Below are 15,764 nucleotides of genomic sequence, written 5' to 3'. Positions count from 1 at the left end.
GATGCAGCGCAGCGGCGTGCGAACAGAAGGGATCAGGCGCGCGGGGGGCGGGGGTCGGCGGGAACGGCGCGGCCGGAGCCGAGCGCCGGGATGGTGGTGCCCGTCACCGCCACGACCTCGGCCAAACGGGTGGCATCGGCAGCGGGGAGGAGCACCGCGGCGCAGCCATGGCAGTCATGGTCTGCGGAGGGAACGACATGCTTCGTCTGGGCGGCGGCGCCACTCTTGGCGCTGTCGACGGCCACATCCTTTGCAGCCGCGAGCGGAAGGGCGACCTCCGCACCAGACACGGCCGCCGCGAAGGCGGGGCTGTCCAGATCGTCCGAATGATGGGTGACGAGCCCGGCGGCGACGGGCGCCGCAACCATGGACAGCACAACGCAGGCCGCGATCAGCCGGCGCAGCGCCAGCGACCACAAACGTGCAAAGTGCCATCCCGAGGTTCGGAGCATGGCGAGGAGAGAGCCCAACGCCGCCCGGAATGTCAAGCACGGCGATGCGGCGAAGTCGCCTCATGGTCAGCGGACGTCTTGACGATCAGGATGGCCGCCAAAGGCCGGAGCGCTTGGGCCCGACACGCCAACAGTCGAGATGCTCCTCAAAGCATCCCCGGGGGGCTCGACATGCCCCCGGCGTGGATACTCTTGTTCCTGATCCTGTTCCTGAACCTGTTCTTGGACCCGATCGTCAGGGTGTGGCGCCGGTGGTTCGGCGTCTGACGCTTGGTCACCATCGAACGCGGTCCCGGCCGGTGATAGCCTCCCGTCTCCACCTGTGGGAGGGAATCATGAAGACGCTCGCAATCGCGCTCACCCTGCTGTCGTTTTCGGCCGTCGCCGCCTCGGCGGACACCTGCGTCGCCAATGCCGATGCGCAGAAGCTCGCCGGTGCGGCGCGCACCAGCTTCCTCACCAAGTGCCAGAAGGACGCGACGGCGGCCTGCAACACCCAGGCGACCGACAAGAAGCTCCGCGGCGCCGCCCAGACCAGCTTCACCACGAAATGCGTCAAGGATGCCGTCGGACAATAGACGCCGGCAGGGGCGCGCCCGGCGGGCTCATCGCCAACGGTTCAAGAGCCACAGCGCGCCCCAGGATCCCAGGAGCGTGAGGGCCATTTGGCCGGAAAGCGCGATGGCCATCCTGGCTCCGCCGGCCGCAGCCAGTGACGATGCGCCGTCCATGAACGGAAGGAGCAGCGCCACCATCACGCCGCCGGCGAGTGGAGCGATCAGCAACGCGCCCGCGAACGAGATGACGATGTTGACGATCCAGCCGAGGAGGCCCCGTCGCTTCGTCCATGCCTCGTGGATCGCGACCGCCAGCGAACCCAGGATTACAGCGGCCGCGATCACCAGCGCGCCGCCAACGCTATCCATCGGTATGGCGCCGCTCCACTGCAGCAGCAGAACGCCTCCGACCGCTATCAGCACAATGTAAGTCATGAACGTTCGCCCCAGCCGTGCAGATCGTGCTCAAGAGCGCTTCTGATGTTGCGGCTACGTATGGGCACCCGTTCCCACGCCGCCGTCAATGCGCGGCGCAGCGTGAGCCGGCCTCACCTCGAGGGGCGAGACGGACGCGATGGTGTAGTGGTTTCTACGCCGTCGCTTCCGCCCGTTCGCCTTGTCGAGGGCGGCGTCCGGCGTCTTCTGGTCCCAGCGCCTGGTATCAAAGATCGGGCCGGGCATGACGCCCGGCCGCCTACCAGCGATAGTTCAGGGATGCGTAGATGGTGCGCCGGGTGCCGTAGATGACAGAGTTGGCGTAGAAGCCTGCGGTATAATACTCCGTGTTGAAAAGGTTGGTGCCCGAAAGCGAGAAGGTGGCACCGCGCAGTTGCTCATTGAGCTTGCCGAGGTCGTAGCGGAGCGAGGCATCCACCAGCGTATAGCCGGGAATGGCGACCTGGCCGCCGTTGCTCTCGTTCATCACCGCCCAGGAACTGCCCACGTAGCGCAAGCCGGCGCCGATGCCGAGCCCGTCCAGCGCGCCCTCGCGGAACGTGTAGTAGGCCCAGAGGGCGGCGCTGTTGTGCGGCACGCCTGACGGTGCGGTGCCCACCTTGCTGATGCCCGCCTCGTTGGGGTTGGCCTGCGTCACCACCGCGTCGAGATAGGTGTAGGAGGCAATGATATCGAGATTGGCGGTGATATTGGCCTTCGCCTCCAGCTCGATGCCGCGCGAGCGCACCTCGCCGTCCTGCACCGAGTAGCCCACGTTGACGGGATCCGTGGTGAGCACGTTCTGCTGGGTGATCTGGAAGACGGATGCCGTGAACAGGGCCCGCCAGCCCTGCGGCTCATACTTGATGCCGGCCTCGTACTGCTCGCCGGTCGTCGGCTTGAAGGACTGGCCCCGGAAGTCCGTCCCGGCCACCGGCAGGAAGGAGGTCGCGTAGCTGGCGTAGGGCATCACGCCGTTGTCGAGCTTGTATCCAAGACCGGCACGCCACGTGAAAGCAGAATAATTGGCCGTCGCGATTTGGTCCGTAAGGCCGGAATCCGCAAGGATGGTGCGGGAATAATAGTTGGCCTCTTCGTTGCGAACCCAATCCTGACGCCCGCTCAAGGTGAGCAGCCAGTTGTTGAGGGTCACCTGGTCCTGCGCGTAGACGCCGATCTGGGAGATGGTGCTCTCGCTGTCCGACCAGGGGCGACCGAATGTGTAGATGAAGTTGTAGTTCGGTGCGAATATGTTGATGGAGTTGTAGTTGGTGGAGTTCGTGCGGGTTTCGGTCGAGTTGTACCACCCCCCGTCGATGCCGATCAGGATCTTGTGTGTCAGCGGCCCAGTCTGAAAATCGCGGGAGAGGTGGGTGTCGATGAGGAAGCTGTCCGCCACCTTGGGCCGCAATTGAACGCCCACATTGTAGTATTTGTTGTCGACCACCGCGATGGGCCAGTCCCAGCCCCAGGCGGAGTTATAGTCCACATCGGCGTGAGCGTACCGGGCATTCTGGACCAATTGCCAGTCATTCTCGAACCTGTGCTTGAACTCGTAGCCGACGGAGGTGTTCTCGACGTTCCAGCTGGTCAGTCCGGGCGCGCCGAGATAGAGGCTGGGCGAGATCTTCGGCCCCAGCGGAAAAAGGCTGTTGGCCATGGGAATGCTCTGCTCGGAGCCGCCCTTTTCCGTCTTCTGGTAATTGGCGAGAAGGGTCAGCGATGTATTGGCGTTCGGCTGCCATGTGACGGCAGGCGCGATGTAGATGCGGTTGTCGGGGGAATAGTCGATCTGGGTGCCGCTGTCCCGGATCAGGCCGGTGAGGCGATAGAGCCAGGTCCCGTCTTCGGTCGCCGGTCCGCCGATGTCGAAGGCGCCCTGGATGCGGTCGTAACTGCCGCCGAGAATCTCGATCTCGTGCAGCGGCGCTGCTGTCGGGCGCTTGGTGACGGCATCGATGATGCCGCCCGGCGTGCCGGCGCCGTAAAGAGCCGAGGCCGGCCCCTTCACCACGTCCAGGCGCTGGAGGCCATAGACCTCGATGTCGGCGTCATAATTGTTGAAGCCGTTGCGCAGGCCGTCGCGGAAATTGGCATTCTGGTCGATCGCGCGGAAACCGCGAATATAGATGTCCGGCATGCCCTGGCCGCCGGGATAGTCCACCGCCCGCACGCCCGGCGTGTAAGCCACGGCGGAGTTGAAATCCTGCACGCCGCGCTGGTCCATTTCCGCCCGCGTCACCACGCTGATGGACTGCGGGGTGTCGATGAGGGGCGTCTCGGTCTTGGTCCCGGCCGAGGTCTCCAGCGCCACCACCTGCTGGGTGTCCTCGCCCTGCACATCCACCATGCCGAGCCATGCGTCGCCGGCCCCTGTCGCGCCCTGCGCCTGAGGCGCCGTGATGGTCACCGTGTTGGCACTCGTGAAGCGGTAGACGAGGCCGGTGCCCGCCAGCAAGCGCGCCAGCCCGGCATCGCGCGAATAGGTGCCGGTCAACCCGGGCGTGCGGCGCCCAGCCACCAGATCAGACGGGAACAGCAGGCGTACGCCGGCCTTGTCGGCGAAGGTCGTGAGCGCGCTGCCGAGATCCTGCGCAGGGATGCTGAAGGCGATGCCGGGGGGCGCATCGCCAGACTGCGCACGACCGGCCGAGGCTGTCGCGACCAGGGCGCAGATGGCTGCACCCGTCAGCCATGCCGTTCGTGTCAACGCTCCGCGCGCCCGTCGCCGGACGCCATTCCCAACCGCCGCCATCGTCTCTCTCCTTGAGGCCGGCCCGCCAGCGCGCCGCCGTTCAGGACCTTCAAGGACAAGGACGAAACCAGCCCGGCGACCTTGCACCGGCGCGGGCGACTTTTTTTCCAATCAGAGGATGACGTTGATCAGCGGCAGGCGCACGACCCGCACCGGGAGCGTCTGCTCGATGGTTTTCAGCACGGCACTGGGGTCGTCCAACTCGAACACGCCTGTCACTTCCAGGCCCTTGAGGCGGTTGCCGGCGATGATGATGCGCGCGTGGGTGTGACGCTGAAGCTCTGCCACCACCTCCACCAGGGGGCGGCGATCGAAGATGAGCTTCCCGCGCCGCCAGGCGGTTGCGGCATCCGCATTCACCGCCTGCGGGCCGATGACGCGGCCGCGTCCGTCATAGCGCAGGCTCTGGTCGGCGCGCAGGATGGCACCTGCTCCGCCGGCTGCCGTCGCCACGGCGACGACGCCCTCCATCACCGTCACCACCACGCCGTCGGGCCGGATATCCACGTCGAAGGCCGTGCCTATGGCCCGGGTCCGCCCATCCCCCGCGGTGACGACGAACGGCCGCGCCGGATCGCGCGCCACGGTAAACATGGCCTGCCCGGACAGCAGTCTCACACCCCGCTCCGTTGCACTGAAATCGAGCGCCAGCGCCGTACTGGCATTGAGCAGGACGCGCGAACCGTCCGGCAGTTCGGTTGTCCGCACCTCGTTGACGTCGGTCGCGACATCCGCGGCGAGGCGATCGCGGATGGCGCCGGCTGCAAGCGCTCCGAGGCCCAGGGCGGCGAAGGCGCCGCCGCCGATCAGCGCGCGGCGCGTGATCTTCTCCCGCGACGCCTTGCGCTTCGCATCCCGGGCCAGGACGCTGGCACCGCCGAGCCCATGCCAGAGCGCCTCGGCTTCCCGCGCTGCCGCCTCGTTCTCGGGATTTTCCGCGCGCCAGCGGGCGAAGGCCCGGGCTTCCGCTTCAGCCTCCGGCGCTCCCGAATGCACACGCACGACCCATTCAATGGCGCGATCGCTCGCCGCGATGGAGGGGCGGGCGACCGCTGCGGAGGACGGGGGCGGCGTGTGCGTCATGCGGGTATGTCTCAACGAACCCTTGAGGTTAGCCCAATGCCCTCAGGCGGTCGCGGCAGTGACGCAGAGCCTGCACCAGATATTTTGCGACCATGCTTTCGGAGACTTTCAGGTGCGCCGCGACCTCCGCATGGGTCCGCCCGTCGCAGCGGCTCAGCAGCAGGGCGGCGCGAGGCTTCGGCGCCAACTCGGCAAGGGCGGCCACCAGCACCCGCAATTCGTCGCGGTGCAGGGCATAGGCCTCGGGGGAGGGGGCAGCGTCGGCAATCTCGCGCAGGACGGCCTCGTTGCTGATCTGCCGCGCGACATGACGGCGTTCGCGCCGCAGCAGATCGATGGCGATGTTCCCCGCGATGCGCAGCAGGAAGGCGTGGCAATCGCGCACCTCCACCCGCGCCTGCCCCATGCCGGCGAGCCGCAGCCAGGTCTCCTGAAGCGCCTCCTCGGCAAGGTCTCGCGAACCCACGCGCCTGCTGAGGTGGCCGCGCAGGTCGTGCCATTGGCGCATGTAGGCCAGCATCAGATCGCCAGCGGCATCAGGTTTCGCAGTCATCGTGGTGGGGCAGGAGAAATATTTGAATTGAGTATGAAGGAGGTATCCGTTCTGACCTGAGGGATCAATCGCGTTGATTTGGAACTATAATAAATAGTCGTCCAAAATTGATGAAGGCTGGTCGAAAGGTGAGAGGTTTGCATTCAGATAATAATTTGAATTGTTCGAATGTGGGGTGCTCTCCACCAGCTGGATCACCGGTGCCGCGCGCGCGAATTGAGTTGCCGTGAGATCCGGGCAGCACTGGCTGTCCGGCGACGACGGGTGTCGGACAAGGACGCCGTTGCCGTTCCGCTTCCTCCACTCGTAGAGCGAGTGCTTGGTGATCCCCAGCCGCCATCGAATCGGTAAGCCAGGCGCCAAAGGCGGCCGCCGGCGGGCGTCACGAGCCGGTGGAAGCCGCCTCCGCCAGACGGTTTTACGGGGCGCGGCTGGGGCTTGGTGGAACGAACGACGGCATCGGAAAGCGCCAGATTGCTGGCATCGGGATTTGTTGGCACCTGACGATGCCAGCAGATGCCCAAAGGCGGCCTCCGACGAGCGGGGCTTTCAGTCCGTTGATTTTGTTTGAGTTATCGGCGTCAATCGACGTGGGCCGACCGGGAAATGGTGCCGGGTGAGGGGATCGAACCCCCGACCTTCGGTTTACAAAACCGCTGCACTACCGCTGTGCTAACCCGGCTCCGGCCCCATGCTCTACCAGCGCGCCAAGGGCTGAACAAGCCGGGGGCAGGGGGAAATGAAAACGGCCCCGCCTTGGGCGGAGCCGTTCGATTGCGGGGAGACGCGCGGCGGGGCCGCGCGCAACCTCAGTGCCAGTGATCGATGTTGCGATCCTTGGTCTCGGGCACGAACAGAAGACCGATGACGAAGGTCATCAGCGCGATCACGATCGGGTACCAGAGGCCGTAGTAGATGTCGCCGGTGGCGGCCACCATGGCGAAGGCGGTGGCCGGCAGCAGGCCGCCGAACCAGCCGTTGCCGATGTGGTAGGGCAGCGACATGGAGGTGTAGCGGATGCGGGCCGGGAACAGCTCGACCAGAGCTGCCGCGATCGGGCCGTACACCATGGTCACGAACAGCACGAGGATGAACAGCAGCCCGATCACCGCCGCCACCTGCGGGCGGAAGATGTCGAACGGATGCGCCATCTTCACGACGTCCTTGTTGGTCGCCGCCGACGGGTAGCCCGCCGTCTGGAGCGCCGCGAGGGCCGTCTTGTTGAAGTCGGGGCTGTAGGGCACGACCGTGTCGTTGACCTTCAGCTGCACCGGGGAACCGGCGGGGCCGGCCTCGGTCGAGTACTTCACCGAGGACTTCGCGAGGAAGTCGCGGGCGAGGTCGCAGGGCTGGGTGTAGATGCGGGTGCCCACCGGGTTGAAGAGGCTGCCGCAGTTCGCCGGATCGGACACAACCGTGACCCGGATGTTCTGGATCGCCTTCTCCAGCGCCGGGTTGGCGTAGGTGGTGATCATGTTGAACAGCGGGAAATAGCTCGCCGCGGCGATCAGGCAGCCGGCGAGGATGATCGGCTTGCGGCCGATCTTGTCGGACAGCCAGCCGAAGAACACGAAGAACATCGTGCCGAACACCAGCGACCACGCGATGAGCAGGTTGGAGGTGTAGCCATCGACCTTGAGGATCGATTGCAGGAAGAACAGGGCATAGAACTGGCCCGTGTACCAGACCACGCCCTGGCCGGCGACGAGGCCGAACAGCGCGATCAGGACCACCTTGAGGTTGCCCCACTTGCCGAAGGCCTCCGAGAGCGGTGCCTTCGAGGTGGTGCCCTCCTCCTTCATCTTCTGGAAGGTCGGCGATTCGGAGAGCTGGAGACGAATCCAGACCGAGACGCCGAGCAGCGCGATGGAGACGAGGAACGGCACGCGCCAGCCCCACGCCGCGAAGTTCTGCTCACCCACGATGGTGCGGGTGAACAGGATCACGATCAGCGACAGGAACAGGCCGAGGGTCGCCGTGGTCTGGATCCACGAGGTGTAGAAGCCGCGGCGGCCGTGCGGGGCGTGCTCCGCCACGTAGGTCGCGGCGCCGCCATACTCACCGCCGAGGGCGAGGCCCTGCAGCAGGCGCAGGCCGATCAGGATGATCGGGGCGGCGATGCCGATAGAGGCGGCATTGGGCAGGATGCCGACGATGAAGGTCGACAGGCCCATGATGAGGATGGTGACGAGGAAGGTGTACTTGCGGCCGACGAGATCGCCGATGCGCCCGAACACGATGGCGCCGAAGGGGCGCACCAGGAAGCCGGCGGCGAAGGCCAGCAGGGCGAAGATGTCGCGCGTGGCCGGCGGATAGGCGGAGAAGAACTGCGCGCCGATGATGGCTGCCAGCGAGCCATACAGATAGAAATCATACCACTCGAAGACGGTGCCCAGGGACGAGGCGAAGATGACCTTCTTCTCCTCCCGGCTCATGGGGCGAGGCTTGGCTGCCGCCCCCGCTGTGGTCACGCTCATGGAACCTATCCCTCCCATCGCTTCGGGTTCCGCCGCCGGCGGATGTCGGACCCAACAGGTCCTGCGAGAGAGGGTCTTTTCGGCGCAAGCCCACCGCGCCGTGCGCACGCGGGAGTGCGACGGATCTCAGGGCGTTCCTCCGGTAGACCCTCTGGGTTCCGCGTCATTGTTGGCGCACGGATATCCCGCAGGGCTGGACGCGCACGGCGCGTCGAGCGGTATCATGGCGAAGGTGTGGCAGCCTTACGATTGGTCATTGGTCTTAGGTGCAGGGCGAAAAATGCATGCGCCGCAGCATGGTGGCCTGCCGTTTGGCAGGCCTGCCCCGCGTCAGCCCTTCTTCAGCGCGCGGCGGGCGATGCCGAGGGCCAAGGCAGCGGCATTGGAGACGTTGAGGCTCTTGATGGCGCCGGGCAGGTCGATGCGGGCCAGCACGTCGCACGTCTCGCGGGTGAGCTGGCGCAGGCCCTTGCCCTCGGCGCCCAGCACCAGGGCGAGGGGCGCGCGCAACCGGGTGTCCTCGATATCCGCCGGCCCCTCGCTGTCGAGGCCGACCACCAGCATGCCGTTGTCCTTCAGCTCGGTCAGCGCCCGCGACAGATTCTGCACGAGGCAGAAGGGCACGTGCTCCAGCCCGCCTGACGCGCTCTTGGCCAGCACACCGGTGGCCGCCGGGCTGTGACGGGCGGTGGTGACGATGGCGCTCACCCCGAACGCCGCCGCCGAGCGCACGATGGCGCCGACATTGTGCGGGTCGGTGATCTGGTCGAGCACGAGGACAAGCTCGCTCTGCGCGAGATCCTTGAGCGGGGGCGACCGCAGGTGGTCGACCTCCGCCAGGAGCCCCTGATGCACCGCATCAGGCCCCAGCAGCTTGTCGATGTCGCCGGGGCGCACCAGCTCGGGCGTAACCGGCGGGACAAGTCCCTCCTCGGCGAGGCGGTTGATCGCGTTTTCCGTCGCCATCAGCTTGCGGAACCGCCGCTTGGGATTGCCGATCGCCTCGGCGACCGTGTGCCAGCCATAGAGCAGCGCGACATCGTCCGCGCCGGCCCACGGCGGCGGCTTGCCGCCACCCTTGCCCTTGCGTGGGGGAAACGGCGCGCCGGATGGGCGCGGGCCGCCACGGCCGGCGAAGGGCGGGCGGGCGCCGGGGCGGCGCGGTTCGCGGGGCGGACGATCAGACATGACGTGGCTTTGTCAGACACCGCCGCCGCGCGCAAGGGGCGGCGGGGCCCGGACAGGCGTTTCGGTGCCGGTTGCGGCGGCACGGCCGGCCCGGCCGTCCACAGGGGCGGGGATCGAGGCGCATGGGCGGGCGATTTCCGGTTGACTTCGGCACGGTGTTTTCACATAAACCCGGCCTCGGATGGCGATTTGAGTTCACGCTCTGCGTCACCTTCGGCCGCTGGCGCTTTCCTGCATCACCAGTCCGGCTCGAAGCCTTCCTGCTCCGGCATGAAGGTCCGCGATGACGGGCGTCGTTATGGAGGGGTGCCCGAGTGGTTAAAGGGGACGGACTGTAAATCCGTTGGCTCTGCCTACGTTGGTTCAAATCCAACCCCCTCCACCACCCGTCGTCGCAATGCGCTCTCGCGAGCGCGGGGCCGGTGTCCGCCGGCCCGCGGAAGCAGGAGGGAGCCGGCCTGTCCGGTCGCCCGCCACCTCTTCCGCCCTTTGAACCGGCATGCTAAGCCAGCCGGCATGCGGGTGTAGCTCAATGGTAGAGCAGCAGCCTTCCAAGCTGAATACGAGGGTTCGATTCCCTTCACCCGCTCCAGCCCTGTTTTCTGAATTTCAGACCGTGCCTGTCCGCGCTGTTCCAGCCGGCTCATGAGCGCCGATCGCCTCGGGTGCTGACCGCCCCGATTCGTCGGGACGCGACCGTGCCGGCGATGCGGGAGACTCCGATGGCCGTGACGATTTCGCCCCCCAGAACGAAAGCGGCCGTCAGGGGCGTTCGGAGCCCCTGACGGCATGGAACCTCGCTCGCTGCACGGCGGCCCGGAGCCGACATCGCACACCCCACCGAGGTCGAGGTTCCAATCCTTCAAACGGTCGTCAGGCGACCGTTCACTGCACCGCGTTGATGGCGAGGCCTTCCACGTAGGTGAACTTCGCGTTGACACCCTGCTGCAGCGTCTGGAGGTCGCTGAGAACCTTGCCGTTGGCGGCCTTCAGGGTGCGCAGGTAGCCATCCGGGCCGGGGAAGCTCACGGTGCCCGCGGCCGGATCGGTGCCGACGACGGGGGCGACGATCGTCACCTCGCGCAGGCCGAAGCCCTCGGGCAGGCCGGGCAGGCCGTCATTCACCACGACCTCGTTCAGGACTTCCGCGGGCTCGTTCTTGGCGGGCTTGGCAATGGCGGTGACCACGCCGGGCAGCTTGCGGATCAGCAGGCTCTGGCCGTTGCGGAAGGCGGTGAGGTCGCCCACCAGCGGCGGGGCGATGACGGCCCAGCGCTTGCCGGCCGGGGTCTCGAGCACGACCCGGCGGGTCGCCGGATCGGCAGAGACGAAGCGGACCTTGTAGGTGAGGACGGTGGCGCTGCCGACGCCCGGCAGGGTCACGACCTCGACCGCCTCGGGCTTCGGCACGGCGGGTGCCTGGGCCGCGGCCGGCAGGGCGGCGGCGAGGCTGGCGGCGGCAAGGCTGCCGGCAGCGATGGCCAGCTTCAGCGTGCGAAAGGTCATGTCATTTTCCTTTTGGTGGACCCGGCACCCGGGCCGGGAGTTCGGGAACAGTCAATGAACGCCCTCTGCGCAGGCGGCCGGTGAGGTCGCCTGCGTCCGGAGGGCGGATCGTTTCTCTGCGGGGGGGCGCTGGAGCCAGCGCCCTGGTGTCAGGACGCCTTGACTTCAGGGATCGTCCAGGTGCCGTCGAGGATCGAAGGCTTCTTGGGGTTCGGCCAGTACATGCGCAGCATGAGGATGAACTCGCCCGCCGGTGCCGGCAGCCAGTTCGATTCCTTGTCCGCTCCCGGCGAGTCGTGCTGGACGTAGAGGTCGATCGAGCCGTCGGCGTTGGCCTTCAGGTTCTGCCGGGCGCTGATCGAGTAGCGGTTGATGGGATTGGCGACGAAGAAATACTTGTCGTCATACATGGTGAGGGACCAGAATCCCTTCACCGGAGGCAGCTGCCCCTTGGGGAAGTGCATCACATACTTGTTGGCGCCGTTGTACTTGCGCGCGAAGACGCCGCTGCCGGATTTCAGCGAGATGGGATAGATCGCGTCCTCGGGGCGGTTGGCGCCGAGCCCGACGGCGGTGATCAGCGCGCGCTGCATGTAGTCGGTGCCGTAGAGGCCGGTCTTGGTGCTGTAGCGCCAGCCGTTGACGTTCTTGAAGTCTCCGCTGGTGACCATGTGCAGCATGACACGGTCGACGCTGATCTTCTTCACCCGGTCGAGCACTTCGGGATTGGCGGCCTTGGCGTCGAAATCCTTGCCGGGCACGATGCCGATCTCGGCGAGCTTCGGCAGGATGGGCGCGTCGGCGGGAACGGGCGGGTTGGTCTTCATCAGCTCCGCCAGAAGCTTGAAGTACTCGACGCCGCTCAGGGCGTTCACCTGCTCGCGCACCGCCGTCTTCATGTCGACGGACGGGTCCACCTTGCCGGCGGGCGGGGTGTAGTCCTTGCCGTAGGCGCTGAGGGGATAGACCTTGCAGGCATCCTGCAGCGCATGGACGGCGGCGTAATCCTCCGGCGTGCCGGTGCAGTAGATGCGGCCGAGCAGCCAGACGAGCGCGGTCGGCGACTTGTACTGGACGACGCCGGCCGGGAGCGTGCCCTTCCAGCCGGGGCCGGTGATGGCATAGGTCTGCGCGCCGGTGCCCGTGGTGCGGGTGCCGGGAACCTGGAACACGTTGGTCCAGCCGTCCAGCATGGGGAAGAGGTAATAGCGCCCCTTCATGTCGGGGATGCTGACGATCCACGGCTCCTTGGCCACATCGAGCCACGTCATCGTGTAGAGCGTATCGGCGTTGGGCGCGGTCACGTCGCGGAAGCTCGCGTCGGGATAGGTGCGCAGGCGCGCGAATTGCCCCATGGGCGCATGGCTGCCCTCGGGGGCGGCCACATTGGTCATCACCCGGCGCGTGAACTCCATGGTCACGAGCGGGTAGCCGTAGATATAGGCATCCGACGCGGCGCGCAGATCTTCCGCGTCCGTCACCATTTCGCCGATGAAGCCTTCCGCCTGCGCAGAGCCAAGCGCTGAGCTTGCACCCAGAAGGCCGAGACCGGCCGTAACTGTGCGCCTGGAAACTTTCATTGCGTATCCCCCAATCGATAAAGAGCAACTTGCGTTGCATCTAGCCGCCCTGCGGCGCGGCGGGACGTTATCTCAAGCCCAAGCGCCGCGTTTTGCTTTGCGCGCCATCGCACAGGGGGCGGGGAAATATGTTGATACCTGCCGATACGTCGGGTGGTAGGTTAGTAATCTCAGTCCGTTCGGAGGCCATTTCTTAAAACAGGATTTATTCAACGCCTGCGCCGATTTCGTCGATCTTCGCGGGTCAAGGGAGCGCTGCGCATTTTTCCCCGCCGAAAATTGGCTTCAACTTCTCGTCAAGCCCCGGCGCACCCTCCAGATCTCGGTATGAGCGGTATTTGAGGACGCTTCATCACTTCTTGCCGGGAGCGGGACTCGCCAAAGACGGGCCGGCGGCCTGCATCACCGCCTCCGTGTCGCCCAGCCAGACCTGATCCTCGACCTTCAGCGCCTCCAGCACCCGCCGCAGGGCGGCCGCTCCCGCCGGCGTGCCGACGACGAAGGGGTGGATGCCGATGGCGACCACCGTCGCCGGCCGCGCCGGATCGGCTTTCGCCTCGCGGGCCAACTCGCGCACGTAGTCGATCCAGAGGCGAGCGAGGTCGTCGGCTTCCTTGAAGCGGGAGAGATACTGGCCCATGTCCACCACGCTCGGCGGGTAGGGCACCAGCACCAGCGGCGCTGGCTTGGTGTCGAGGCGTGCCAGCACGTCGGAATCCATCCCGTCGAGGGTGTAGCGGATGCCTTCGGCGGCGGTGGCCTCGAACGTCTGCGCATCGGGATAGACGCTCGGGCTCGACCAGCCGGTGGAGCGCACGCCGGTGTCTGCCTCGATCATGTCCAGCGTCTTGCGGATATAGGCCCGCTGCGCCGCCGGCCCCTCCGACAGGGGCAGGAGGTCGGTGGAATTGTTCAGCCCGTGGGCGATGATGGGCGCTGACGGAACGAGCGCCCGCAGCGTCGCCCACACCTGCGGCTGCGCCTTGGGGAACTGGGCATTGAGCGCGAGGCTGAGGGGAACGCCCATCTCCTTGAACAGCCGGCCGGTGCGGGGCAAGCCGAAATTGATGGCGTATTGCCGAAAGCCCTCGTCCACGAGGTCGGGCGTGCGGCCGGTCATGTCGGGGCGGAAGTTCGGCCCCTGTCCGTGGCCCCACGTCTCCACATAGAGGACGAACAGCACGGCGACTTTCTTGCCGCCCGGCCATGCGGCGACGGGAATGTCCTGCCGTGGCAGGCCGGTGATCCAGTCGGTGCCAGCGCCCTCTGCCGCCGGAGCGCGCCCGGGGGTGAGGGCCGCGACGGCGGCGAGGAGAAGGGCGAAGATCGGTGCGCGCATGTCCCACCTGCCTGTGCATGGTCCCAGGCACGGATGTGCCGCGCCCGGGGCGTCGTTCAATGGAGGTCGTCGAGGGAGGCGGCGCCCGATCCGCCGGAGATCAGCGCCGGCCACTGCTTCGAGCCGAACGGCACCTGCGGCGGCAGGAACGGCTCCTGTCCGCGCGCCTTCATCTCCGCGATGATGGCCTTGCGGGCATCGCCTCCCATCAGCTCGTAATCCATCAGCCGATCGCTGTTGAAGAACAGTCCGCCCACCGAGCGGTCGGAGATGATGCGCACCACGGCGGTCAGCATGTCCTCCGGCGTGGTGGTGAAGGAGACGGTCTCGATCAGGAACAGGCGGTCGTTGATGGCCTTCTCACCGAAATACTGGGCGAGCACGCTGAACAGCACGTTGTTCTGGCGGGCCACATAGATGGTGTTGCTGGCGCCGAAGGCCTGATCGAAGCTGCCGCCGAGGTCCTTCTTCCAGCCGTCCAGCACGCCCATCCAGTGCTTGACCTGCGTCTGGGCCGCCCAGGCGATGGCATTGCGCAGGACCGGCGCCTGCTTCTTCGCATAGGCCTGCACCGCATCGAGGGTGACGACGCCCTTGGCGAGGCTGTCCTCCATGAAGGCGATGTTGTTCTCCAGGATGGCGCGGGAATTCGCCCGCCACGCATCGGGCATCTCCGCCGCGCCGATGGTCTCCAGCGCGCTCTTCGTCTCACTCAGATAGGCCCGCATGGGCGCGACCCAGGAGGTGTCGGCCGGCGTGTCCAGATACGGCAGCACGACCTCGGAAATGGCCATGGCGCTGTGGCCGAGCGACTTCATCACCTGATAGGCCTTGGGCACTGAAGGCGCCTCCAGCGGCGGCTGGCCCGGCCGGTAGAGGATCATGCGGCCGCCGGCGCCCGAGAACAGCGCCAGGATGACCGGATGGCTGGCGAGGATGTTGCGGCGAAACGCGGTGCCGGCATTGTCGTACAGCGCGAACATGGTGGTGTTGAGCTGGAGGACGTTGCGGGTGGCGAGATCCTGCGCGGAAAGCGGCTGCGGCGGCCCGGAGATGGGCTTGAGATAGGCCGGTGGCTCGGCCGCGAGGGCGCCGGGCAGCGGCGTTGCGGCGAGCGCCGCCGCCACGGCCAATCCGACGGAACGGTATTTCATCTTTTCCTCCTCCATATGTCATTTGCGCGGGTCGCTGGGGGCAGATCATTTGGGGCAGGCGGCGCCGCTCTCGACCCACGCCTTGACCAGGGCTTTCGCCTCCTGTTGCGAGCCCGGCGCGGGCGTTCGCGTGCCGCCGGGATGCCAGGCCCAGCCGACCAGCGTGTCGTCGCCGATATGGGCGATGAGATCGGCGAGCGATCGTCCGCCGTTGCGGCTCGGGTCCTTGATCTGGATGCAGATTTCGGCCGGGCTCTTGCCTTCCCAGGCCATCTCGGCGGGCGCGAGATGCCATTCGGGATGGCCGGGCACGCCGGCCGGCGCGTAATTCTCGCCGTGATGGCAGGTGCCGCACCTGAGGCTCGCGGTGCCGAACCCGTCCGTGCCACGCGTCACCGGCGGCTGGTGCAGACGTGCGGAATCCCCCTGTCGGGGCCGATCCGTGGCGGGGTGGCAATTGGTGCAGCGCGGGTGGGTGAGCACCTTGCTGAGCTCACCAAAATAGGCTGCCGACCGCTGTGCCGGATCGGCGATGGCGGCGAAAGCGTCCGGCGGCGCAAGAGCACCTGCGGGTGCCGCAAGCGTACCTGCGGGCGCCGAAAGCGCGATCCCGGCTGCCGCCAGCAGCCCGGCGAGGGCCGCCGCAGGTAGGGTCATTGCGAGGCGCCTGTCGAACAGCATCGAA

14 protein-coding genes and 3 tRNA genes are annotated in these 15,764 nt (G+C 66.7%); 3 read left to right on the top strand and 14 right to left on the bottom strand.

What is annotated here, in order from left to right; translation table 11 throughout:
* Positions 1–32 precede the first annotated feature (32 nt).
* Complete coding sequence (locus tag V5F74_RS04195) at positions 33–419, bottom strand: hypothetical protein (protein ID WP_394006414.1); 387 nt, start codon at positions 417–419, stop codon at positions 33–35.
* A 368-nt stretch (positions 420–787) separates the two neighbouring features.
* Here V5F74_RS04195 and V5F74_RS04190 point away from each other — a divergent pair, with 368 nt between their 5' ends.
* Entirely contained in the window at positions 788–1,030 is a 243-nt protein-coding gene (locus tag V5F74_RS04190) for a hypothetical protein (RefSeq protein ID WP_024279862.1), read from the top strand.
* Positions 1,031–1,057: 27 nt separating this feature from the next.
* Here the strand turns inward: V5F74_RS04190 and V5F74_RS04185 are convergent, their stop codons facing one another.
* The 8 genes from V5F74_RS04185 to rlmB form a co-directional block, all read right to left on the bottom strand.
* Positions 1,058–1,444 (bottom strand): hypothetical protein, encoded by a 387-nt coding sequence (locus tag V5F74_RS04185; protein ID WP_394006412.1) that lies wholly within the window; start codon positions 1,442–1,444, stop codon positions 1,058–1,060.
* A gap of 259 nt (positions 1,445–1,703) precedes the next feature.
* On the bottom strand, positions 1,704–4,154 hold the full coding sequence (locus V5F74_RS04180) for a TonB-dependent siderophore receptor (RefSeq protein ID WP_394006410.1): 2,451 nt from the start codon (positions 4,152–4,154) through the stop codon (positions 1,704–1,706).
* A 156-nt stretch (positions 4,155–4,310) separates the two neighbouring features.
* Positions 4,311–5,282, bottom strand: a complete 972-nt coding sequence (locus V5F74_RS04175) for a FecR family protein (protein ID WP_394006408.1) — start codon at positions 5,280–5,282, stop codon at positions 4,311–4,313.
* A 28-nt stretch (positions 5,283–5,310) separates the two neighbouring features.
* Positions 5,311–5,835 (bottom strand): RNA polymerase sigma factor, encoded by a 525-nt coding sequence (locus V5F74_RS04170; protein WP_394006406.1) that lies wholly within the window; start codon positions 5,833–5,835, stop codon positions 5,311–5,313.
* A gap of 194 nt (positions 5,836–6,029) precedes the next feature.
* Complete coding sequence (locus V5F74_RS04165; protein ID WP_348550899.1) at positions 6,030–6,335, bottom strand: Arm DNA-binding domain-containing protein; 306 nt, start codon at positions 6,333–6,335, stop codon at positions 6,030–6,032.
* A 107-nt stretch (positions 6,336–6,442) separates the two neighbouring features.
* Positions 6,443–6,517: transfer RNA gene (locus V5F74_RS04160), tRNA-Thr, on the bottom strand.
* A gap of 127 nt (positions 6,518–6,644) precedes the next feature.
* Positions 6,645–8,312: an MFS transporter gene (locus tag V5F74_RS04155; protein ID WP_029557775.1), complete on the bottom strand. Its 1,668-nt coding sequence runs from the start codon at positions 8,310–8,312 to the stop codon at positions 6,645–6,647.
* Between the two features lie 330 nt (positions 8,313–8,642).
* Positions 8,643–9,500, bottom strand: a complete 858-nt coding sequence (rlmB, locus tag V5F74_RS04150; RefSeq protein WP_029557776.1) for a 23S rRNA (guanosine(2251)-2'-O)-methyltransferase RlmB — start codon at positions 9,498–9,500, stop codon at positions 8,643–8,645.
* 300 nt (positions 9,501–9,800) lie between these two features.
* On the opposite strand from rlmB, the gene V5F74_RS04145 reads away from it, so the two are divergent.
* Together V5F74_RS04145 and V5F74_RS04140 are read left to right on the top strand one after the other, a co-directional pair.
* Positions 9,801–9,885: transfer RNA gene (locus tag V5F74_RS04145), tRNA-Tyr, on the top strand.
* A 133-nt stretch (positions 9,886–10,018) separates the two neighbouring features.
* Positions 10,019–10,092: transfer RNA gene (locus V5F74_RS04140), tRNA-Gly, on the top strand.
* Positions 10,093–10,385: 293 nt separating this feature from the next.
* Here the strand turns inward: V5F74_RS04140 and V5F74_RS04135 are convergent.
* The 5 genes from V5F74_RS04135 to V5F74_RS04115 form a co-directional block, all read right to left on the bottom strand.
* Positions 10,386–11,006 (bottom strand): hypothetical protein, encoded by a 621-nt coding sequence (locus V5F74_RS04135; protein ID WP_029557777.1) that lies wholly within the window; start codon positions 11,004–11,006, stop codon positions 10,386–10,388.
* Between the two features lie 149 nt (positions 11,007–11,155).
* On the bottom strand, positions 11,156–12,586 hold the full coding sequence (locus V5F74_RS04130) for a DUF1254 domain-containing protein (protein ID WP_029557778.1): 1,431 nt from the start codon (positions 12,584–12,586) through the stop codon (positions 11,156–11,158).
* A 352-nt stretch (positions 12,587–12,938) separates the two neighbouring features.
* The gene (locus tag V5F74_RS04125) at positions 12,939–13,925 is read right to left on the bottom strand and encodes a polysaccharide deacetylase family protein (RefSeq protein WP_051679133.1); all 987 of its coding nucleotides are present in this window, start codon (positions 13,923–13,925) and stop codon (positions 12,939–12,941) included.
* A 56-nt stretch (positions 13,926–13,981) separates the two neighbouring features.
* On the bottom strand, positions 13,982–15,079 hold the full coding sequence (locus V5F74_RS04120) for a hypothetical protein (RefSeq protein WP_029557780.1): 1,098 nt from the start codon (positions 15,077–15,079) through the stop codon (positions 13,982–13,984).
* A gap of 45 nt (positions 15,080–15,124) precedes the next feature.
* Positions 15,125–15,760 carry a hypothetical protein gene (locus V5F74_RS04115; protein WP_029557781.1) on the bottom strand — a complete coding sequence of 212 codons (636 nt, stop codon included), beginning with the start codon at positions 15,758–15,760 and terminating at the stop codon, positions 15,125–15,127.
* Positions 15,761–15,764: the final 4 nt, after the last annotated feature.

The sequence above is a fragment of the Xanthobacter aminoxidans genome (assembly GCF_043193615.1).
Taxonomy (GTDB): Bacteria; Pseudomonadota; Alphaproteobacteria; order Rhizobiales; family Xanthobacteraceae; genus Xanthobacter; species Xanthobacter aminoxidans.
The sequence above is the reverse complement of the archived record's forward strand: the minus strand, read 5'-3'. Positions and strand labels throughout refer to the sequence as shown.